The following is a 22,115-nucleotide window of genomic DNA, read 5'->3' on the forward strand; positions in this document are numbered from 1 at the left end:
CTAAAGGCGGTCAGGCCGCGCCCCAGCCGCCGCCGCCGGGCGTGCGCATCTCGAACAGCCCGTCCGCCGGCAGGTCGATCTCGTCATTGCCGTTCAGCCGCACCCGGCGCCCGTCGGGGTACTCGGCCCAGTTCTCGCCCACCGCCCCGGGCGCACCGCCATCGACGCCGAATGGCGGGATCTCGCGGTGGGAACACAGGGTCGTCACTGTCACCCCGTCGAGGAACCGCAGGCGCCGTACCGCACCGTCGCCCCCCGACCAGCGCCCGGCCCCGCCCGACCCCCGGCGGATGGAAAATTCCTCCAGCCGCACGGGAAAGCGCTTTTCCAGCACTTCAGGGTCGGTCATCCGCGTGTTGGTCATGTGGCTCTGCACCGCGTCGCAACCGTCAAACCCGGGGCCCGCGCCGGTGCCGCCCGCGATCGTCTCGTAATTCTGGAACCGTGCGTTGCCCCAGACGAAATTGTTCATCGTCGCCTGGCTGCCGGCGATCACCCCCAGCGCGCCGTATAGCGCGTTGCAGGCCGCCTGGCTGACCTCGGTATTGCCCGCGATCACTGCGGCCGGCGGGCGCGGGTTCAGCATCGACCCGTCGGGCACCACGATTTTCAAGGGCTTCAGGCAGCCCTCGTTCAGCGGGATGTCGCTGCCCACCATCGTGCGGAAGACATAAAGCACCACCGCCCGGCAGATGGAGAGCGGCGCGTTGTAGTTGCCCGCGTGCTGGGCGCTGGTGCCGGTAAAATCGATCACCGCCTCGCGCGCGGCACGGTCCACCCGAACCGCCACCTCGATGGTCGCGCCGTGGTCCATCGGGTACGAAAAGCGCCCGGCGCGCAGCCGGTCGATCACCCGGCGCACGCTTTCCTCGGCGTTGTCCTGCACATGGCCGGTATAGGCCGTCACCACGTCGGCCCCGTACTGCGCGATCACCTTCGACAGCTCGCGCCGCCCGGTCTCGTTGGCGGCGACCTGGGCCTTGAGGTCGGCCATGTTGTGGGGGACGTTCCGGCACGGGTAGGGCCCTGCCGTCAGCGCCGCCTGGGCCTCGTCTTCCAGGAACCCGCCGCGGTCGACCAGCCGCATCGCCTCGATCACCACGCCCTCTTCCTCGATCCGCCTCGAGTCGGGCGGGGCCGAGCCCGGGGTGCGGCCGCCGATATCGGCATGATGCCCGCGCGCCCCCAGCCAGAACCGCGCCTCGCCCTCGACAAAAACCGGCGTGACAACGGTGACATCGGGCAGGTGGGTGCCGCCCGCGAAGGGAGAGTTCAGCATGAAGGCGTCGCCCTCGCGCAACTCGCCCGCGAAGGCCCGCATCACCGTCTTGATCGAGTCCGACATCGAGCCGAGATGCACCGGCACATGCGGTGCATTGGCCACGAGGTCGCCGCCCGCATCGAAGATCGCGCAGGAAAAATCGAGCCGCTCCTTGATGTTGACCGACCACGAGGTGTTGGCCAGCGTCGCGCCCATCTGTTCGGCCACGGACATGAAGAGGTTCGACATCACCTCCAGCACGACCGGGTCGGCCTCGGTGCCGGCGGCGCGGGGCCGCGGCGCCGCGGCGACCTTTTCCAAGATCAGGTTGCCCCGCTCGTCGACCGAGGCTGCCCAGCCGGGCTCGACCATGTTGGTGCCCGTGGGCTCGGTGATGATCGCGGGGCCGTCGATGCGGGTGCCCGCGCCCAGCGTGGCGCGGTCGTAAAGCGCAAGTTCGACCGTCTCGCCGGCCAGATGCACCGGCACGCGCGCCGCGACCTCGGGACGGGCCGCCGGCGCCATGGCCGCGGGTGCCTCGCCGGTCTCACCGATGGCCTCGACATCGAGCATGTCGAACAACAGCGCCCGGTCGGGCGAGGCAAAACCGAAGCGGGCGCGATGGGTGGCCTCGAAATCCGCCTGCATCTCGTCTGCGGGGCCAAAGGTCACCTCCAGCGTCTGGTGCGAGCCCTCATAGCGCAGATGGGCGCGGGCGACGGTGCGGATCGCCCCCTCGGGCACGCCCTGACCGGCCACCGCGTCGACCGCCCGGCGGCGCAGGTCGGCCAGCGCCCGTTCCGCCTGCCCGATCTCGGCGAGCGGCGCGTCGAGCTGGCATTCCTCCATCGCGCGGATCTCGGCCAGCCCCATGCCATAGGCCGACAGCACGCCCGCGAAGGGATGCAGGAAGACCCGCTTCATGCCCAGAGCGTCGGCCACAAGGCAGGCATGCTGCCCGCCCGCGCCGCCGAAGCATTGCAGCGTGTAGCCGGTCACGTCATGGCCGCGCTGAACCGAGATCTTCTTGATCGCGTTGGCCATGTTCTCGACCGCGATCCGCAGAAAGCCCTCGGCCACCTCTTCGGGCGTGCGGGGCGCCTCGCCGGTGGCCGCGGCGATGTCCTGTGCCAGCGCGGCGAACTGCGCGCGCACGGCCTCGACATCCAGAGGCTGGTCGCCATCGGGGCCGAACACGGCCGGGAAATGGCCTGGGTTCAGCTTGCCCAGCATCACGTTGCAATCGGTCACGGTCAGCGGCCCGCCCCGGCGGTAGCAGGCCGGCCCCGGATCGGCGCCCGCGCTTTCGGGGCCGACCTGGAACCGGCCATCCTCGAACTTGCAGATCGACCCGCCGCCGGCGGCCACGGTGTGGATGTCCATCATCGGGGCGCGCATCCGCACCCCCGCCACCTCGGTCTCGAAACTCCGCTCGTAGCGGCCGGCATAGTGGCTGACGTCGGTCGAGGTGCCGCCCATGTCAAAGCCGATCAGCCGGTCGAACCCGGCCGCCTCGGCGGTTTTCACCATGCCGACTATGCCGCCCGCCGGGCCCGAAAGGATCGCGTCCCTGCCCTGGAAAAGCGCAGCATCGGTCAGCCCGCCATTCGACTGCATGAATAGCAGGCGGTCGGCGCCGCCCTGCCCGACATCCAGCGCGCCGGCCACCTGGTCGACATAGCGGCGCAGGATCGGCGAGAGATAGGCGTCGACGACGGTGGTATCCCCCCGCCCCACCAGCTTGATCAGGCGAGAGGCGCGGTGGCTGGCCGAGACCTGGGTAAAGCCGACGTCGCTGGCGATCTCGGCCAGGCGGTCTTCGTGCGCGGGGTTCAGGTAGGCGTGCATCAGCGCGATGGCGACGGCCCGGATGCCGCTGTCATGGGCCGCCTGCAATGCAGCGCGGGCGGCGGCCTCGTCGAGGGGGGTCAGCACCTCGCCCTCGGCGTCCAGCCTTTCGGCCACCTCGGCGACGTCTTCATACAAGAGCTCGGGGCGGACGATGTGCAGATCGAAGAGCCGCGGCCGGGTCTGATAGCCGATGCGCAGCAACTCGCCGAAGCCCTGGGTGATCATCAGCAGCACCCGCTCGCCCTTGCGTTCCAACAGCGCATTGGTGGCGACGGTCGTGCCCATCTTGACCGCGCGGATCGCACCGGTGGGCAGCGGCGCGCCCGCGCCCAGCCCCAGCACCTCGCGGATGCCCTGCACCGCGGCGTCGCGGTAGCGTTCGGGGTTTTCCGACAAGAGCTTGTGGGTCAGCAGCCGCCCATCGGGCGCGCGCGCCACGACATCGGTAAAGGTGCCGCCCCGGTCGATCCAGAATTCCCATGCGCCTTGGCTCATCGCCGTCTCCGCCTGCCGCGCCCCGCCGTGGCGCGCAGCATGTCACAGCCCGGATCGGGGGGCAAAGACCCGGTCAAGCCGGCACGCAATCGTCGGCCGGCCGGTTCAGCGCCCGATGGCGTCGTAGGTGGCAAAGCCCGCGCCCAGCACGTCGCCCCGTTCGTAGACGTTGCGCAGATCGGCAAAATGGGGCTTGGTCATGCCCTCGACCAGCCGCTTGAGGTCGAGCGCGCGGAACTCGTTCCACTCGGTCAGCAGAACGACCAAGTCGGCCTTGTCGCACGCCTCGTAGGCATCGGCGCACCAGGTGACGCCGGGCAGCAGATGCTCGCCCTCGCGCCGGCCCTGCGGGTCGGTCACCCGCACCTTGGCCCCGCCGCCCACCAGCGCGGGCACGATGGTCAGCGCCGGCGCCTCGCGCATGTCGTCGGTATTGGGTTTGAAGGTCACGCCCAGCACGCCGATCGTCTTGCCGTTGAAGCTGCCGCCGCAGAGGTCGAGCAGCTTTTCGACCATGCGCCGCTTGACGGCCTCGTTCACGTCGATGACGGTCTCGACGATATGCTGGGGCATCGCGTGGTCCTGCCCGATACGGGCCAGCGCGCGGGTGTCCTTGGGAAAGCAGGAGCCGCCATAGCCCGGGCCGGCATGCAGAAACTTGTTGCCGATCCGCCCGTCGAGACCCATGCCCTTGGACACGGCCTTGATGTCGGCGCCCACCCGTTCGCAGAGCGCGGCGATTTCGTTGATGAAGGTGATCTTGGTCGCAAGGAACGCGTTGGCCGCGTATTTGATCATCTCCGCCGATTCCAGGTCGGTGTAGACGACGGGAAATTCGCGCAGGTAGAGCGGGCGGTAGATGTCGCCCATCACGTCGCGCGCGCGGGCGCTTTCGCAGCCGACGACGACGCGGTCGGGGCGCATGAAATCGTCGATCGCCGCGCCTTCGCGCAGGAATTCGGGGTTCGAGGCCACGTCGAACTCGGCCGCCGAATTGGCCGCGCGCACCACCTCTTCGACCTTGCGGTTGGTGCCGACGGGCACGGTCGACTTGGTCACGATCACGGCATAGCCGGTCAGCGCCTTGGCGATCTCCTCGGCGGCGGCGAAGACGTAGGTCAGATCGGCATGGCCATCGCCGCGGCGCGTCGGCGTGCCCACAGCGATGAAGACGGCATCGGCCCCGGCGACCGCCTCGGCCAGATCGCCGGTAAAGGACAGCCGCCCGGCCTCGACATTGCGCACCATAAGCTCGTCAAGCCCGGGCTCGTAGATCGGCACCTCGCCGCGGTTGAGCATGGCGATCTTGTCGGGGTTCTTGTCGACGCAGACGACCTCGTGCCCGAAATCGGAAAAGCACACGCCCGAAACCAAGCCCACATAACCCGTGCCGATCATCGCAATGCGCATCGGAAAAACCCTCTTTCGTTCAACTTAAGGGGCGGAGTGCGCCAGCGCCGCGCGGGTGTCAAGCACCCGCCCCGCGGCGCAGCGCCGGCGCGCCGGACCTGTGCCCGGCGCGCCGCGGTCAGGTCTTGAAGATGCGGTAGATCGCCGGGATCACCAGCACCGTCAGCGCAGTCGACGACGCCAGCCCGAAGAGCAGCGACAGCGCCAGCCCCTGGAAGATCGGGTCGGTCAGGATCACCGCCGCGCCGATCATCGCCGCGATCGCCGTCAGCAGGATCGGCTTGAACCGCGTCGCCCCGGCCTCGACCAGCGTTTCTACCGTCACCCGGCCCTCTGGGTCGGCATGGCGGATGAAATCGACCAGCAGGATCGAGTTGCGCACGATGATGCCCGCCAGCGCGATGAAGCCGATCATCGAGGTGGCCGAGAACGGCGCCTCGAACAGCCAGTGCCCCAGCATGATGCCAAGGAAGGTCAGCGGCACCGGCGTCAGCACCACCAAGGGCACGCGGAAAGATCCGAACTGGGCCACCACGAGGATGTAGATGCCCACCAGCGCCACGCCGAAGGCCGCGCCCATGTCGCGGAAGGTGATATAGGTCACCTCCCATTCGCCGTCCCACAAGAGCACCGGCTTGGCCTCGTTCAGCGGCCGGCCATGCAGGCGTATCTCGGGCGCCTCCAGCCCCTGCCAATCCATCGCCGCCAGCCGGTCCTGCACCGCCAGCATGCCATAGAGCGGCGCCTCGAAATCGCCGGCGAGTTCCGCCGTCACCATCTCGGCATAGCGCCCGTTATGGCGAAAGATCGGGTAAGAGGCGCGTTCCTGCGAAATCGTCACCACGTCGCCCAGCTCGACCACGCCACGCCCGCCGGGCAGTGCGTTGGCCGGCACCGGGGTGGCCAGCGCCACCTCGTCGATCACCCGGTCGGACCGGTCTCGGGCCAGCACGATCGGGATCGGCATCCGTCCCTCGCCGCGGTGGGAATAGCCCACCGTGGTCGCGCCGTTGAGCAGGCGCAGGGTTTGCAGCGCGTCGTCCTCCTGCACCCGGAAAAAGGCGAGGTCCGAGGGGGTGAGTTCGGCGCGCAGGCGGCGCGGGCGTTCGCCAAAGCTGTCGTCGACATCGACGATGAAGGGCGTGTCTTCGAAGGCCGCGCGCACCCGTGCGGCCACGGCGCGGCGGGTCTCGGCGTCGGGGCCGTAGATTTCCGCCAGGAGCGTGGCGATCACCGGCGGGCCGGGAGGCGGCTCGACCACCTTGAGGCTGGTGCCCTTCGGCACGTCGAGGGCGCGCAGCCGCTCGCGCAGGTCCAGCGCGATGTCGTGGCTTTCGCGCTCGCGCTCGTTCTTGGGCGCCAGGTTCAGTTGCGCGTCGCCCAATTCGGGGCTGGAGCGCAGGAAGTAATGGCGCACCAGCCCATTGAAGTTGAACGGCGCCGCGGTGCCCGCATAGGTCTGCACCGAAACTACCTCGGGCAAATCGAGCGCCAGCCGCGCCACGTCCTGTGTGACCGCGTCGGTGGCCTCCAGCGACGCCCCCTCGGGCAGGTCGACGATGACCGCCAGCTCCGACTTGTTGTCGAAGGGCAAGAGCTTGACGGTCACGTCCTTGGTATAAAGCGCCCCCATCGAGCCGAACGAGACCACGACCACCGCCAGCAGGAAGGCAAGGCTGATCCATTTCCGCGACAGGATGGGGCGGACGATGGCGGCGTAGAACCGCCCCAGCGTGCCGCCCGGATGGGCCTTGCCGCCGTCATGGTCGTGCACCGGCGCGCGGCCGGCGATCTTGACCATCAGCCATGGGGTGATCATGACCGCAACGAAGAAGGAAAAGATCATCGCCGCCGAGGCGTTGGCCGGGATCGGGCTCATGTAAGGGCCCATCAGCCCCGAGACGAACAGCATCGGCAGCAGCGCCACCACCACTGTCAGCGTGGCCACGATCGTGGGGTTGCCCACCTCGGCCACCGCCCGGATCGCCGCCTTTACCCGGCTTTCGTCCTTGCCGATCATGCCCCAGTGGCGCGCGATGTTCTCGATCACGACGATGGCGTCGTCCACCAGGATGCCGATGGAAAAGATCAGCGCGAAAAGCGACACGCGGTTCAGCGTGTAGCCCATCAGGTGGGCGGCAAAGAGGGTCAGCAGGATCGTGACCGGTATGACGATGGCCACAACGATGGCTTCGCGCCAGCCGATGGCGAACAGCACCAGGGCCACGATCGACACGGTCGCCAGCCCCAGGTGAAACAACAGCTCGTTGGCCTTCTCGTTCGCCGTTTCGCCATAGTCGCGGGTGATCTCGACCTCGACGCTGTCGGGGATCAGCCGCCCCTCCATCTCGTGCACCTGGTGCAGGATCTTCTCGGCCACCACCACCGCGTTGGCCCCGGCGCGCTTGGCCAATGCCAGGGTCACGGCGGGGCGGCGCGTGATTTCCCCGGTCTCGGGGTTTCGGGCAAGGCTTGCCACGTGATGTTCGTCGAGATCGGAGACGAACCCGATCTCGGACACGTCCCGCATGTAGACGGTGCGCCCGTCCCGCGCCGTGAGTTCGAGGTTGCCGATCTCTTCGGCGGTGGCCAGCGTGCGGCCCAGCACCAGCCCGATCTGCTGGCCGCCGTCGCGGACCATCCCCGCCGGGGCCGCCGAATTGGCGCCCTCCAGCTTGCCCGCAAGCTGTTGCAGGGTGATGCCGTAAAGCGCCAGTTTCTCGGGCGAGGGTGCGACGCGGATCGCCTGGTCGGTCTCGCCCACCATATAGGTCAGGCCCACATCCTCGATCTTGGCCAGCTCGACCTCGACCTCGCGGGCGATGCGCGTCAGGTCGGCGGCGCCGATCTCCGTCTGCCCCGGCGCCGGCGCGAAGGTCAGCGCGACGATGGCCACATCGTTGATGCCGCGGCCCACCACCAGCGGCTGCGGAATGCCCTTCGGGATGCGGTCGAGATTTGCGAGGATCTTGTCGCGCACGCGCAGGATCGCGGTGTCCTGGGACAGTCCCACTTCGAACCGGGCGGTCACCATCACCTGGTCGTCGGCGGTCTGCGAATAGACATGCTCGACCTCGTCGATGCCCTTGACGATGGTCTCCAACGGTTCGGTGATCAGCTTGACCGCGTCCACCGCCTTCAGCCCATCGGCCTGAACGTGGATGTCGACCAGCGGGACCGAGATTTGCGGCTCTTCCTCGCGCGGCAGGCTGACCAGCGCGAGCAGGCCCATGGCCAGCGCGGCCAGCAGGAACAGCGGCGTCAGCGGCGAGGTGATGAAACTGCGGGTCAGCCGGCCAGCGATGCCCAGGGCCGGGCCGCCGCCCTCTTTCGGGGTCTCTGCGGGCTCATTCATGGTCGGTCACCACCTTGTCGCCGGCGGCCAGCCCCGAGAGGATCACCCGCCATGGCGCGCCCTCGCGCATTACCTCGCGGCCGGGCACCACGGTGCGGCGGCGCGGCCCCTCGGCGGTTTCGACGGTGACGAAATCGAGCCCGGCCTCGCGCACCACCGCGCCCTGGGGCACCAGGATCGCGGGCCGCGTGCCCACCGGCAGGCGCACCGGCACCCGGCGGCCCACAAACCGGTTGTCGAGCCCGGCGACCTCGACATCGGCGATCACCCGGCCGCCTTCGATCTGCGGATAGAGCTTGGCCAGCCGCCCGGTCTGGCCTTCCATGCCCGAGCCCGCGCCAAGCGCGATCACGTCGCCCTCGACCAGATCCGCCGCATGGCGTTCGGGCACGGCGAGGCGCAGGAACACGCCGCCGCCGCCGATCTCGGCCAGCGCCTCGCCCGGTGTCACGACCGACCCGCGCGACACCGGCACCGACAGCACGACGCCCTCTTCGGGGGACAGCACCGCACCCTCTTCGACCTGCTGCTCGATCACACGGCGTTCGGCCCGGGCGCTTTCGATCTGGTTTCCCAGCACGTCCACGTTGGCGCGCAACTGGTCCAGCCGCTGGGCGGTCACGACGCCACGCTCGCGCAGCGCCTCGCCGCGCTCAAGGTCGTTTCGGGCGGTTTCGAGCTGCGTTTCCAGCGCCCGCATCTGCGCGTCGAGCGCACGCATCTGAAAGGTCAGCTTGTCGTCCTCGACCCGCGCCAGCGTCTGGCCCGCGCTCACCCGGTCGCCCTCGGTCACCTCCAGCGACACCACCGTGCCGCCGATTCGGGCCCGCGCGGGCACGCGGTCGCGGGTCTCGACCTCGCCATAGACCGCCTTCCATTCGGTGATCTCCTGGGGCGCCAGCGTCAGCACCTCGGCCGAGGCCACGCCCGGCGCGGCCACAAGCAACAGCAGGACAAGCAGTTTCGCACGGGTCATTCGAGCCTCCTTCGTCTCGCCCCACGCTACCACAGCCCCAAGGGCCTGACAGTGCGAATGGGCGACAACATATTCACGTTCACGAATGTATATCGTCATCCACACCCGGAAAACAAGGGCCAAGCTTGCCAAGGACGCACCCTGCATGCGACATCTCGACCAGCCCCACTGCGACGAGACCGCGCCCGATGCCGACCGACACAAAGACACGCGCCGTCACCGAGGGGCGCACACCCGACCTGCCGCAGACGGCCCATGCCCGTAATACGGGAATGCCGCTCGATCTGGGATGGGTGAGGGCCACCCGCGTCAACCGCTCGGCGGTCGAGCGTCGCTGCGCCACCCTGCCCGGACGGCGTTCGGTCAAGGGCGCGCACCAGGCGGCCTGGCTGGCCCGCGCCATCTCGCTGATCGACCTAACGACGCTGTCGGGCGACGACACGCCCGGCCGGGTGCGCCGGCTCTGCGCCAAGGCGCGCCAGCCGTTGCGCAGCGATCTGGCCACCGCCTTGGGGGTCGAGGGGCTGACCACCGGGGCGGTCTGCGTCTATCACGAGATGATCGGCCCCGCCGTGGAGGCCCTGCAGGGCTCGGGCATCCCGGTGGCCGCCGTCTCCACCGGCTTTCCGGCGGGTCTTTCGCCCTTCGCCACGCGGCTGGCCGAGATCGAGGCCAGCGTCGCCGCGGGGGCTTCGGAAATCGACATCGTGATTTCGCGCCGCCACGTGCTGACCGGCGACTGGCAGGCGCTTTACGACGAGATCGCCGCCTTTCGCGCCGCCTGCGGGCCGGCGCATCTGAAAACCATCCTCGCCACAGGCGAGCTGGGCACGCTGAAAGACGTCGCGCGCGCCAGCCTCGTCTGCATGATGGCCGGGGCGGATTTCATCAAGACCTCGACCGGAAAGGAACCGGTCAACGCCACCCTGCCCGTCGGCCTGACCATGGTCCGCGCGATCCGCGCCTATCACGGGGCCACCGGGCACCGCGTCGGGTTCAAACCCGCCGGCGGCATATCCAAGGCCAAGGACGCGCTGATCTGGCTGGCGCTGATCAAGGACGAGCTGGGCGAACCGTGGCTGCGGCCAGAGCTTTTCCGCTTCGGCGCCTCGTCGCTCTTGGGCGACATAGAACGCCAGATCGAGCACCACGTCACCGGCGCCTATTCCGCCGCCTGGCGCCACCCGATGGGATGACCGGCATGAGCGTTTCCGACCTGATGGACAGCATGGAGTACGGCCCCGCCCCCGAAAGCGCGGCCGAGGCGCTGGCCTGGCTGGTGGACCGGGGCGACCGGTTCGGCCAGTTCATCGACGGCGGCTTTACCTCGCCCGGCGAAACCTTCGACTCGAAGAACCCCGCCACCGGCGAGGTGCTGGCGCTGATCACCCAGGCGAACGCTGCGGACGTGGACGCCGCCGTCGAAGCCGCCCGCAAGGCCCAGCCAAAATGGGCGCGCCTCTCGGGGCATCAGCGCGCCCGGCACCTCTACGCGCTGGCCCGTCAGATTCAAAAACACGCGCGCCTGCTGGCGGTGCTGGAGACGCTGGACAACGGCAAACCGATCCGCGAGAGCCGCGATATCGACGTGCCGCTGGCCGCACGTCATTTCTACTACCACGCGGGGCTGGCGCAGCTTCTGGAGGACGAACGGCCGGGCCATGCGCCCGTCGGCGTCTGCGGCCAGATCATCCCGTGGAACTTCCCCGTGCTGATGCTGGCGTGGAAGATCGCCCCGGCACTGGCCGCGGGCAACACGGTGGTCCTGAAGCCCGCCGAGTGGACGTCGCTCACCGCGCTCATGTTCGCCGATATCTGCGCCCAGGTGGGGCTGCCCAAGGGGGTGGTCAACATCGTCACCGGCGACGGGGCGGTGGGCGAGATGATCGTGGCGCATCCGGGCGTCGACAAGATCGCCTTTACAGGCTCGACCGAGGTCGGCCGCAAGATCCGCGCGGCCACAGCCGGAACGGGCAAGCGGCTGAGCCTCGAGCTGGGCGGCAAGTCGCCCTATGTCGTCTTCGAGGATGCCGATCTCGACTCGGCGGTCGAAGGGCTGGTCGACGCGATCTGGTTCAACCAGGGCCAGGTCTGCTGCGCCGGCTCGCGGCTGATCGTGCAGGAAGGCGTGGCCGAGGCGTTTCTCGACCGGCTCAAGGCGCGGATGGCGGGGCTGCGCATCGGCGACCCGCTGGACAAATGCATCGACATCGGCGCGATGGTCGACCCGGCCCAGCGCGACCGCGTGGCCGCAATGGTCGCCGAGGGGGCGGCCGAGGGCACGGTTTACCAGCCCGACACGGCGTTGCCCGACCGGGGCTGCTATTTCCCGCCCACGCTGATTTCCGGCCTTTCGTCGGCCTCTGCCCTGATGCAGGAAGAAATCTTCGGCCCGGTTCTCGTCTCGACCACCTTCCGCACGCCGGGCGAGGCGGTGCAATTGGCCAACGATACGCGCTATGGCCTGGCCGCCAGCGTCTGGAGCGAAAGCATCAACGTCGCCCTCGACATTGCGCCCCGGCTGGCGGCGGGGGTGATCTGGGTGAACGGGTCGAACATGTTCGACGCCGCCGCAGGCTTTGGCGGCCTGCGCGAAAGCGGCTTCGGGCGCGAAGGCGGCTGGGAAGGGCTGATGGAATACCTCGGGCCCGAGCGCGCCGCCAAGGCGCTGAAGCCCTACGCCCGGCCCGACCGCGCGCCCGAGCCCGAGCCCGCCGACCCGCTGGACCGCACCGCGAAGATGTATATCGGCGGCAAGCAGGCCCGGCCCGACAGCGGCTATTCCCGTGCGGTGCACGGCGCGCGGGGGGGGCTGGCCGGCCATGCGGGGCTGGGTAACCGCAAGGACATCCGCAACGCGGTCGAGGCCGCGCGCAAGGCGCAAGGCCCGTGGGCCGCGGCGAGCGGGCACAATCGCGCGCAGGTCATGTACTACATCGCCGAGAACCTCTCGGCGCGGGCCGAAGAATTCGCCGCCCGAATCTCGGCGCTCACCGGCGCGCAGAAGACCTCCGCCAAGGCGGAGGTCGAGCAAAGCCTCGACCGGCTATTCACCTATGCCGCCTGGGCCGACAAATACGATGGGCAGATCAAGGGCGTACCGCTCCGCGGTACGGCGCTGGCGATGAACGCGCCCGTGGGCGTGATCGGCGCGCTCTGCCCTGACGAGGCGCCGCTACTGGGCCTCGTCTCGGTCATGGCGCCGGCCATCGCCATGGGCAATGCCTGCGTGCTGGTGGCCTCGGAGCCGCACCCGCTGGCAGCCACTGATTTCTACCAGGTGCTGGACACCTCGGATGTCCCGGGCGGCGTGGTCAACATCGTCACCGGGCCCCACGCGCCGCTCGCCGCCACTCTGGCCGCCCATATGGACGTTGACGCCGTCTGGTCGTTCTCGTCGTCCGACATATCGGGCGAGATCGAGCAGGCCGCCGCGGGCAACCTGAAACGCAGTTGGGTCAACCACGGCAAGGCGCGCGACTGGGCGGGCCCCGAGGGGGCGGGGCGCGAATTCCTCCGCGCCGCCACCGAGGTCAAGACCGTCTGGATTCCCTGGGGCGCCTGAGCACCCCTCAGCGCCGTCTGAACAGCCGCTGAAAGAACCCCTCGGCGCGCTGGTCGACGTTTTCCCACGCCTCTTCGGCGTTTTCCAGCAGCGGCTCGATGCGGTTTTCGTGGAACCGCGACCACAGCCGCCACAGCCACAGCGCGATCAGCCCCAGCACCGACAGGATGATGATGTTGACCCAGGGTATGATACGCACATCCGGCCCCGCGACGGGCTTGATCGTTACGGCGTTGGGATAGGTCGAGAGATACTGGACGCGCCAGCCGTAATGGGTGATGACCACCCATTCCGGGTTGTCCTTGGTCGAAACCAGGTTGCCGGCCTCGGCCTGAAGGTCCGAGCTGTCGACCTTGAAATAGGGCGGCCAGCTCCAGCCGGTGTCCTCGTTGCGATAGATGCTGGGCTTTCCGTTCGGACGGAAGGTTTCGATGAACCGCACGTCGCGGTTGGTTCCACCCTGCTCGGTGCCGGGGGCGGCGTCCGACCAGAAGATCGGGTAATCCCCGAAATCGACCCGGCGCACTTCGGTATTGGTGATGCGCACCACGTCATGTTGCGGCAGCGTGTAGTGGAAGAAGGAGAAGACCAGCACCCCGATTAGCAGGTAGAAGGTCCATTTGACGTAAACCATTGCGGCCTCACATGTAATTTATGATGTAGACGATCGTGCCGACAAGTATGGCCGGCACGACGTAGACCCCGAGGATCAGTTTGCGGCGCAGTGAGCGGTCGTATTCCTCCAGTCCCTCGCGGATGAACAACTCGCGGTCGCCCTCGCCCACCTCGTCGTCCCATTCCTGCTCCAGCTTTTCACGGCGCACCGCGCGCGAGTAAAGCGACAGGCTGATATAGACGACCGTCATCGCCACGAAGCCCAACACCAGGAAACGAAACAGGGCGATCATCTCGGCTCCTCGCTCGGGCCGGCTGACGCGCCCATCTGTATCGGGCGCGGCGCGGCGACCCGGTTTTCAGAAAGACATATAGGCGAAACGAGTGGCACTTTGCACCCCGTCGCACGCGTCGTTTCGCCATCGGCCCCGATTGCCGGCGGTGCCGGGCCGCGCTAGTCTGGCACGATGGACCACAAGCTTCGCCAGGCTCTCGACAGTGCCGTGACGGCGCGGCGCGACGCGCTGGTGGCGCTGACGCAGGATCTGGTCCGCATCCCCACGCTGAACCCGCCGGGGCTGAATTACCGCGAAATCTGCGATCTGCTGGCCGCCCGGCTGCAGGCCCGCGGATTCGTGGTCGAGATGATCCGCGCCGAGGGCGCACCGGCCGACAGCGACGCCCACCCGCGATGGAATCTCGTGGCGCGGCACGAGGGCGCCGCCAGCGGGGATTGCGTACATTTCAACGGCCATCACGACGTGGTCGAGGTCGGCCATGGCTGGAGCGTCGACCCCTTCGGCGCCGAGGTGAAGAGCGGCCGCGTCTACGGCCGCGGCGCCTGCGACATGAAGGGCGGCATCGCGGCGGCGGTGATCGCCGCCGAGGCCTTCATCGAAACCTGCCCCGATTACGCAGGCGCCATCGAGATCAGCGCCACGGCGGACGAGGAATCGGGCGGATACGGCGGCGTCGCCTACCTGGCCGAGCGTGGCTGGTTCGACCCCGCGCGCGTGCAGCACGTCATCATCCCCGAGCCCTTGAACAAGGACCGCATCTGCCTCGGCCATCGCGGCGTCTGGTGGGCCGAGATCGAGACCCATGGGCGCATCGCCCACGGCTCGATGCCCTTCCTGGGCGATTGCGCGGTGCGCCACATGGGCGCGGTGCTGGCCGAGATGGAGCAGACGCTGTTCCCGCTCCTGGCCGGCAAGCGCACCGAGATGCCCGTAGTGCCCGATGGCGCGCGCGCCTCGACGCTGAACATCAACGCGATCCACGGCGGCGCGCCGGAACAGCCGCCGGACTATACCGGCCTGCCCGCGCCTTGCGTTCCCGACCGCTGCCGCATCACCATCGACCGCCGGTTTCTGGTCGAGGAAGACCTTGCGGAGGTCAAACGCGAGGTGACCGCGCTGATGGAGCGGGTCAAGGACCGCCGGCCCAGCTTCACCTACGAAATCCGCGACCTCTTCGAGGTAAAGCCCACCATGACCGACCGGGATGCCCCCGTGGTGCGCACAGTCGCCGGGGCGATCGAGAAGGTTCTGGGCCGGATGCCCGATTACGTCGTCTCGCCCGGCACCTACGACCAGAAACATATCGACCGCATTGGCAAGCTGAAGAACTGCATCGCCTACGGCCCGGGCATCCTCGATCTGGCGCACCAGCCCGACGAATGGGTGGGCATCGACGACATGGTGGACAGCGCCCGCGTGATGGCGCTGAGCTTGGGCGAGCTGCTGCTGCCCTAGCGCGCATCCGGCCCCGCTGCTCAGACGGCAAGCACCGGGACGTTGTCGATCAGCCGCACCCCGTCGAGACGGGCCGCGGCAAGCACGCGTGCAGGCCGGTCCAGCGCGGCGAGCGGGGCCAGGGTGCCGGCCGCACGAAGCTCTAGGTATTCCACCTCCGAATAGCCCGCCGCGAGGATGGCCTCGCGCCCGGCCTGCAGCGCGGGCGACACCGGCGCGCCGCCGGCGATCGCCCCGGCCGCCTGTTTCAACGCGCGGTAAAGCGCGGGCGCCACGGCGCGGGCCGCGGGCGAGAGGCGAACATTGCGCGAGGACAGGGCAAGCCCGTCATCCTCGCGCACGGTGGGGCAGCCGACGATCTCGACCGGCACGTCGAGGTCCCGCACGAGGCGCCGAACGACCATGAGTTGCTGATAGTCCTTCTCGCCGAAAAAGGCGCGCTCGGCCTGCGTCTGCAGCAAAAGCTTGGTCACCACCGTCGCCACGCCGTCGAAATGTCCGGGCCGGTGCGCGCCGCACAGCCCCTCGCTGACCCCGGAGACGGAAACCGAGGTGGCAAACCCCTCGGGATAGATCTGGTCCGGCGCGGGCGCGTAGATCGCGTCGACCGCGAAGGGCGCCAGCTTTTCGGCATCGGTCTCTTCGGTGCGGGGGTACTTCGCCAGATCGTCGGTGTTCTCGAACTGGCGGGGATTGACGAAGATCGTCACGATCACCCGGTCGGCCTGCGCCTTGGCCGCGCGCACCAGGCTCAGGTGCCCCTGATGCAGCGCGCCCATGGTCGGCACCACGGCCACGGTTGCGACCTCGTCCCGCCAACCGGCCCGGCAGGCCCGCAGATCGGTCAAATGCCGCAGGATCGGCGCGGTCACGATTTCGCCCTCGCACCCTCGCCGAAGACATGCTCGGGGCCCGGGAAACGGCGGGCGCGCACCTCTTCGGCATAGGCCGCCACCGCATCGCCGGCGGCCTGGCCCAGCTCGGCATAGCGCTTGGCGAATTTCGGTTTGAAATCGGTGAACAGCCCCAGCATGTCGTCGATCACCAGGATCTGCCCGTCGCACCCGGCCGAGGCGCCGATACCCACCGTGGGGATCGGCACGGCCGCGGTGATCCGGTCCGCCAGCGCGGCGGGCACCTTTTCCAGCACCACCGAAAAGGCCCCGGCCTCGGCCACCGCTGCGGCGTCGGCCAGCACGCGGTCGGCGTCCTCGCCGCGCCCCTGCACCTTGTAGCCGCCCAGCGTGTTGATCGCCTGCGGCGTCAGCCCGACATGGCCCATCACCGGAATGGAGCGCGCGGTGAGAAACCGGATCGTCCCGGCCATCGACGCGCCGCCCTCCAGCTTGACCGCACCGGCCCCCGTCTCGGCCATGATCCGCGCGGCGTTGCGGAACGCCTGCTCGGGGCTTTCCTCGTAGCTGCCGAAGGGCATGTCGACGACCATCAGCGCCCGCGTCAGCCCGCGCGCCACCGCCTTGCCGTGCAGGATCATCATCTCCAGCGTCACGCCCACGGTCGAGGGCAGCCCGTGCAGCACCATGCCGACGCTGTCGCCCACCAGCACGAGGTCGCATTCCGCATCGGCGATGCGCGCCACCGGCGTGGTGTAGGCGGTCAGGCAGACCAGGGGCGTATCGCCCTTGCGGGCCTGCAAATCGCTCGGCGTGCTCTGACGCTCGTTCCCGGTTGCGCTCATTCCATCCTCCCAGCTGGGCCAAAGGTGGGCGGCGTTATAGAGATGCTGCAGCGCGGAATCCAGACTGTCGGCCACCTCCGGGCAGGCGCCACTTGCCACAGCGACATTTCGCGTCTCTGATGGGGATGTCATTTCGAAAGGGAGCCCGCAGCATGCGCCTCATTCCCACCGCCCTCGTTCTTGCCGCGCTGGCGACAGGCCCGGCCTTCGCCGCGCAGGACAGCATCACCATCGGCATGCAGCTCGAGCCGCCCAACCTCGACCCCACCGGCGGCGCCGCCGCTGCCATCGACGAGGTGGTCTATGCCAACGTCTTCGAAGGGCTGACGCGCTTTGCCCCCGACGGTGCCATCGTGCCCGGCCTCGCCGAACGCTGGGAGGTCAGCGACGACGCCACCGTCTATATCTTTCACCTGCGCGAGGGCGTGAGCTTCCATGACGGCACGGCGATGGATGCCGAGGACGTCAAGTTCAGCCTCGACCGCGCCCGCGCCGAGGACAGCACAAACGCACAAAAGGCGCTGTTTGCCGGGATCGCGGCAGTCGAAGTGGTGGACCCGCTGACCCTCAGGGTCACGCTGTCGGCGCCCAACGGCAACTTCCCCTTCAACATGGCCTGGGGCGACGCGGTGATCGTGGCGCCCGAGAGCGTCGAACAGGCGGCGACCGCCCCTGTCGGCACCGGCCCCTTCAGCTTTGCCCGCTGGGTGCAGGGCGACCGGGTCGAGATCGTGAGAAACCCCGACTACTGGGGCACGGCGCCCGCGCTGGAACGCGCCACGTTCAAGTTCATCTCTGACGCCAGCGCGGCGTTTGCGGCCATGATGGCCGGCGATGTCGACGCCTTCCCGGTCTTTCCCGCGCCAGAGACGCTGAGCCAGTTCGAGGCCGACCCGCGTTTTGCGGTCATCGTGGGCTCGACCGAGGGCGAGACGATCCTGTCGACCAACAACAAGGCCGGCCCGCTCGGCGACGTGCGGGTGCGCGAGGCCATCGCCCACGCGATCAACCGCCAAGACATCATCGATGGCGCAATGTTCGGCTACGGCACGCCCATCGGCACCCATTTCGCGCCGCACAATCCCGATTACCTCGACCTGACGGAGATGTCGGCCTACGACCCGGACAAGTCCAGGGCGCTCTTGGCCGAGGCGGGGCAGCAGGACCTCAAGCTCCGGCTGATGCTGCCGCCCCCGACCTATGCCCGCCGCGGCGGCGAGATCGTGGCGGCACAGCTTCGCGCCGTGGGGATCGAGACCGAGATCACCAACCTGGAATGGGCGCAGTGGCTGGAGCAGGTGTTCCGCGGCAAGGATTTCGACCTGACCATCGTCAGCCATACCGAACCGATGGACATCAACATCTATGCCCGGCCCGACTATTATTTCCAGTATGACAAGCCGGAATTCCAGGCGCTGATGGAGACGCTCGACGCCACGTCGGATGCCGCCGGCCGGCGCGAGATCCTGCACGACGCCCAGCGCATGATCGCCGAGGATTACGTCAACGGCTATCTCTTCCAACTGGCCAAGACCGGCGTCGCCAACGCCAAGATCGAGGGGCTGTGGAAAAACGCGCCCACCCAAGCCAACGATCTGACCGGCGTGCGCTGGACGGACTGACGGCAAAAGGCCGGCGCGCCCCACGGGGCCGCCGGCCTTTCTAGACGCGCGGCTGCGCGGCTTACTTGTCGTCCGCGGGCTTTTGCACCTCGCCGGTGACGATCTGGCGGAAGAACCGGCTCACCGAGTCGTCGGACGTGCCGGTCTTGGTGCCGCGGGCGGGCTTGGCGGACGCCTTCTTGCCCTTCAAGAGCGGCCAGCCGAACATCGCGGAAAACGGCGTCGGGTTGTCCGTCATCAGTTCGACATTGGCGTTGCGGTCGCTCAACAGCGGCAAGTTAAGCTTGTCCGAAAGCGGCGTGGGGTCGTCGGTCTTCAGGTCCATATTGGGTTTCCTATTGCTTAGCAGGGGCCAGTTGAATCTACTCGACAGCGGTGTCGGGTCGTTGGTCGTCAATTCGACATTGGGTTTTCGCCGGCTCAGCAGCGACCAGTTCAGCCGGCTCGACAGCGGCGTGGGATCGTCGGTCTTGAGCTGGACATTGGGTTTGCGGTCGCTGAGCAGCGGCCAGCCCATCCGGCTGGACAGCGGCGTGGAGTCGGTGGTGAGCGACCTCGCGTTACCGGGACTGATCAGGTCTTCGTCGGACATGGTCTTCCTCTGTTCTGCGGTGATTGATGTCATCACCAGACCACCTATTGCGCTTTTGGCAGATCTCAACCCCAATCGGGGGCACGGGTCAGCCCAAAAAACGGGCATAGTCGGAGACCAGCAGCCGCGCCGGCGGCTCGTCTTCGTCGATGTCGCAAAACCGTGGCAGGGGATCGGCAAAGATATTGTCGGTCTCGTCGTCGTTGACGGTCGATACCTCGCCGATCAGCACATCCGCACCCTCGGCCCAGAAGGCGTGCCAGTGCGCGGGCGTCAGCGTCACGCTTTGCCCCGGCGCCAGCCGCAGGACGCCGCCCGCCGGCAGCGTGCACCATTTCCCGTCCGACAGCACCTGCACCTGCGCGGCGCGGTCGAGCCCGCCGTCGGGCGCCAGCGCGAACAGCTCGACCGCCAGAGCACCGCCGCCGCGATTGATGATGTCCTCGGTTTTCACGATATGACGGTGCATGGGCGAGAGTTGGCCGACGCGCGAGATCAACAGTTTCTCGGCATAAACCATGCCGCGGCCCGCCTGCAGTTCATCGATGCGCCCGTTGCGCAGGGTGAACAGCACGAGGCCCAGCTCGTCGAACCGGCCCTGCCCGTAATCGGTCACATCCCAGCCAAGCCGCGCATCGACCAGTCGCCGCGCGTTCGGCGCCTCGTCGCCGAATTGCGCGGGCGTCCAGCCGGCAAAGGGCGGCAGGGCGAACCCGAACCCGGCGATGAACCGGTCGGCCGCCGAGACGATCGCGTTGATGTCAGAGCGTTTCACAGGACCGGTTCGATCGGCGGCAGGTCCCAGCCCGAGGGCCAGACCGTGGGCGGCGCCACGCGTTCGAGAAAACCGTCGGGGCCCTCGATGAACCGACCTTCGAAGGCGAGCGAGTCGCCTGCCGAGCGTACAGTCACGGGCGTGCCCAGCGGTACCCGCTCGTAAAGATCGAGAATGTCATGGTTGAACAGGCGGATGCAGCCCGCCGAGGTGGCGTGGCCGATGGATTTCACATCGTTGGTGCCGTGGATTCGGTAATAGGTGTCGCGCCTGCCCTTGTAGAGGTAAAGCGCCCGCGCCCCCAGCGGGTTGGTCGGCCCGCCGGGCAGGCCATCGGCATACTGGGCGTAAAACTGCGGCTCGGTGCGGATCATGTTCTGGGTTGGCTGCCAAGAGGGCCATTCCTCCTTGCGCCGGATCACCGCGTTGCCTGAAAACCCCTTGCCGGCGCGGCCCACCGCAATGCCGTAGCGAAACGCCCGGCTGGGGCCGGTCACGAAATAGAGAACCCGCGCATAAGGGTCGACCACGATGGTGCCCGGCGGCTCGGGCCCGGTATAGGCGACGGTCACGCGATAGGTCCGCTCGCTGAGATAGCGTTGCGGGACGGGCGCGATGCGGAACCCGCCGTCAAAAATCTCACCATAGCGCCGCATCACGTAGGCTGGCGGGCCCAGGGGTACCGACGCGGCGTCGTACGGTGTGGCCTGACATGCGCCCAGCGCCAGCGCGCCGCCCAGAACCCCCCGGCGCGACAGGCGCACAGGGGGACGGGGCGTGTCAATCGGGCTGGATTTGGGCATGAGGGGAGACCTTAAACTCGGGCGGCTTTCAAATAGCTCTTGTTATCAACAAGTAACGGCGCGGTTTGTTCCGGCCGTCAAGCCCGCGCCATCTCATCCGCCCCGCGCTGGTGTCATCCGACCACATTGTAACCGACCCCGTAAGGATAGCCTGTAATGTCCTCGGCGCCCTCATCGGAAACGATCAAGATGTCGTGTTCACGATAGCCCCCCGCGCCGGGCCGGCCCTGCGGAATGGTCAGCATGGGTTCCATCGAGATGACCATGCCCGGTTCCAGCACCGTGTCGATATCCTCGCGCAGTTCCAGGCCTGCCTCGCGCCCGTAATAATGCGAGAGCACCCCGAAGCTGTGACCGTAGCCGAAGCTGCGGTATTGCAGCAGGTCGCGCTCGGCGAGGAAGGCGTTGATCGCATGGGTCACGTCGGCACAGCTCACGCCGGGTTTCAACAGCGACATGCCGTATTCGTGGGCCGCGACATTGGCCTGCCAGATGGCAAGGCTGGCGTCGTCCACCTCGCCCACGAACATCGTGCGTTCGAGCGCGGTGTAATAACCCGAGATCATCGGGAAGGTATTCAGCGACAGGATATCGCCGCGTTCCAGCCTGCGCGCTGTCACCGGGTTGTGCGCCCCGTCGGTGTTGAGCCCCGATTGGAACCACACCCAGGTGTCGCGATACTCGGCGTCGGGAAAGCGTTTGGCGATCTCCAGCTCCATCGCGTCGCGGCCGGCCATGGCCACGTCGATCTCTCGCACGCCCTCCCTGACCGCGTCGCGGATGGCGTAGCCGCCCACATCCGCCACCTGCGCGCCGGCGCGGATCAGCGCGATTTCCGCAGGGCTCTTGCGCATCCGCTGCTGCATGGTCGCCGGCGCGATATCGACCGTTTCGCGGGGTGCGAGCACAGCGTCGAGCCTGCCTTTCTGGGCCAGCGTCAGGTGGTCGCCCTCATACCCCACGGCGCGGCCCTGCCCGGCCACATGGGCCACCGCGCGCCAGAAATTGTCGCGCGCCCAGTCGGTATAGGTGATGTTGTCGCCATGACAGCGCCGCCAGGGCTGGCCCGCGTCGATGCCCGCGCTGATCGTCACCGCCTCGGACGCGGTGACCACCAGCGCGTAGGGCCGCCCGAAGCTGCAATAGAGAAACCCCGAGTAATAGGCGATATTCTGCATCGAGGTCAGCACGGCGACATCGGCGCCCGTGGCGTCCATCGCGCTGCGCAGGCCCATCAGGCGGGTGTCGTATTCCTGCGGCGAAAACGGCAGCGGGGCCTTATCGCCATTGTGAAAACGGTAAAAGGCGGGGCGGTCGGTCTGGCTCATGTGGCTCTCCGGTC

Annotated in this window: 16 protein-coding genes; 4 read left to right on the forward strand and 12 right to left on the reverse strand. The window is 68.1% G+C overall.

The genetic code is table 11. The features are described from left to right. Window positions 1-10: 10 nt before the first annotated feature. The 4 genes from Ga0609869_RS03750 to Ga0609869_RS03765 all read right to left on the reverse strand — a co-directional run bounded on the left by Ga0609869_RS03750 (window position 11) and on the right by Ga0609869_RS03765 (window position 9,348). Complete coding sequence (locus Ga0609869_RS03750) at window positions 11-3,607, reverse strand: hydantoinase B/oxoprolinase family protein (RefSeq protein ID WP_125407604.1); 3,597 nt, start codon at window positions 3,605-3,607, stop codon at window positions 11-13. A gap of 105 nt (window positions 3,608-3,712) precedes the next feature. Further along, the gene (locus Ga0609869_RS03755; protein WP_125407602.1) at window positions 3,713-5,017 is read right to left on the reverse strand and encodes a UDP-glucose dehydrogenase family protein; all 1,305 of its coding nucleotides are present in this window, start codon (window positions 5,015-5,017) and stop codon (window positions 3,713-3,715) included. A 118-nt stretch (window positions 5,018-5,135) separates the two neighbouring features. Beyond that, complete coding sequence (locus Ga0609869_RS03760) at window positions 5,136-8,372, reverse strand: efflux RND transporter permease subunit (protein WP_125407599.1); 3,237 nt, start codon at window positions 8,370-8,372, stop codon at window positions 5,136-5,138. Beyond that, window positions 8,365-9,348, reverse strand: a complete 984-nt coding sequence (locus Ga0609869_RS03765; RefSeq protein ID WP_125407596.1) for an efflux RND transporter periplasmic adaptor subunit — start codon at window positions 9,346-9,348, stop codon at window positions 8,365-8,367. Before Ga0609869_RS03765 ends, Ga0609869_RS03760 begins: the two co-directional genes overlap by 8 nt. A gap of 188 nt (window positions 9,349-9,536) precedes the next feature. Here Ga0609869_RS03765 and deoC point away from each other — a divergent pair, with 188 nt between their 5' ends. Then, on the forward strand, window positions 9,537-10,544 hold the full coding sequence (gene deoC / locus Ga0609869_RS03770; RefSeq protein WP_125407593.1) for a deoxyribose-phosphate aldolase: 1,008 nt from the start codon (window positions 9,537-9,539) through the stop codon (window positions 10,542-10,544). Between the two features lie 5 nt (window positions 10,545-10,549). Then, entirely contained in the window at window positions 10,550-12,913 is a 2,364-nt protein-coding gene (locus Ga0609869_RS03775) for an aldehyde dehydrogenase family protein (RefSeq protein WP_125407590.1), read from the forward strand. Between the two features lie 7 nt (window positions 12,914-12,920). On the opposite strand, the gene Ga0609869_RS03780 is transcribed toward Ga0609869_RS03775, so the two are convergent. Together Ga0609869_RS03780 and Ga0609869_RS03785 are read right to left on the reverse strand one after the other, a co-directional pair. Then, entirely contained in the window at window positions 12,921-13,547 is a 627-nt protein-coding gene (locus Ga0609869_RS03780) for a DUF1523 family protein (RefSeq protein WP_125407587.1), read from the reverse strand. A gap of 7 nt (window positions 13,548-13,554) precedes the next feature. After that, the gene (locus tag Ga0609869_RS03785) at window positions 13,555-13,821 is read right to left on the reverse strand and encodes a hypothetical protein (protein WP_125407584.1); all 267 of its coding nucleotides are present in this window, start codon (window positions 13,819-13,821) and stop codon (window positions 13,555-13,557) included. A 174-nt stretch (window positions 13,822-13,995) separates the two neighbouring features. Here Ga0609869_RS03785 and Ga0609869_RS03790 point away from each other — a divergent pair, with 174 nt between their 5' ends. After that, on the forward strand, window positions 13,996-15,282 hold the full coding sequence (locus tag Ga0609869_RS03790) for an acetylornithine deacetylase/succinyl-diaminopimelate desuccinylase family protein (RefSeq protein WP_125407581.1): 1,287 nt from the start codon (window positions 13,996-13,998) through the stop codon (window positions 15,280-15,282). Between the two features lie 20 nt (window positions 15,283-15,302). Here the strand turns inward: Ga0609869_RS03790 and panC are convergent, their stop codons facing one another. Next, window positions 15,303-16,154, reverse strand: a complete 852-nt coding sequence (panC, locus tag Ga0609869_RS03795) for a pantoate--beta-alanine ligase (RefSeq protein ID WP_125407578.1) — start codon at window positions 16,152-16,154, stop codon at window positions 15,303-15,305. Continuing rightward, a complete protein-coding gene (gene panB / locus Ga0609869_RS03800; RefSeq protein ID WP_125407575.1) occupies window positions 16,151-16,981 on the reverse strand; it encodes a 3-methyl-2-oxobutanoate hydroxymethyltransferase in 831 nt (276 codons plus the stop codon). Before panB ends, panC begins: the two co-directional genes overlap by 4 nt. Before the next feature lie 152 nt (window positions 16,982-17,133). On the opposite strand from panB, the gene Ga0609869_RS03805 reads away from it, so the two are divergent. After that, window positions 17,134-18,603 carry an ABC transporter substrate-binding protein gene (locus Ga0609869_RS03805; RefSeq protein ID WP_125407573.1) on the forward strand — a complete coding sequence of 490 codons (1,470 nt, stop codon included), beginning with the start codon at window positions 17,134-17,136 and terminating at the stop codon, window positions 18,601-18,603. A 61-nt stretch (window positions 18,604-18,664) separates the two neighbouring features. Here Ga0609869_RS03805 and Ga0609869_RS03810 read toward each other — a convergent pair whose 3' ends face one another. The 4 genes from Ga0609869_RS03810 to Ga0609869_RS03825 form a co-directional block, all read right to left on the reverse strand. Beyond that, on the reverse strand, window positions 18,665-19,195 hold the full coding sequence (locus Ga0609869_RS03810; protein WP_125407570.1) for a hypothetical protein: 531 nt from the start codon (window positions 19,193-19,195) through the stop codon (window positions 18,665-18,667). An 88-nt stretch (window positions 19,196-19,283) separates the two neighbouring features. Continuing rightward, a complete protein-coding gene (locus tag Ga0609869_RS03815; protein ID WP_125407568.1) occupies window positions 19,284-19,970 on the reverse strand; it encodes a D-lyxose/D-mannose family sugar isomerase in 687 nt (228 codons plus the stop codon). Further along, window positions 19,967-20,773: a L,D-transpeptidase gene (locus Ga0609869_RS03820; RefSeq protein ID WP_125407565.1), complete on the reverse strand. Its 807-nt coding sequence runs from the start codon at window positions 20,771-20,773 to the stop codon at window positions 19,967-19,969. Before Ga0609869_RS03820 ends, Ga0609869_RS03815 begins: the two co-directional genes overlap by 4 nt. 113 nt (window positions 20,774-20,886) lie before the next feature. After that, window positions 20,887-22,101 carry an aminopeptidase P family protein gene (locus Ga0609869_RS03825; protein WP_125407562.1) on the reverse strand — a complete coding sequence of 405 codons (1,215 nt, stop codon included), beginning with the start codon at window positions 22,099-22,101 and terminating at the stop codon, window positions 20,887-20,889. Between the last annotated feature and the right edge of the window lie 14 nt (window positions 22,102-22,115).

It is taken from the genome of Rhodovulum iodosum, from assembly GCF_041020385.1.
In the GTDB taxonomy this organism is placed as follows: domain Bacteria; phylum Pseudomonadota; class Alphaproteobacteria; order Rhodobacterales; family Rhodobacteraceae; genus Rhodovulum; species Rhodovulum iodosum.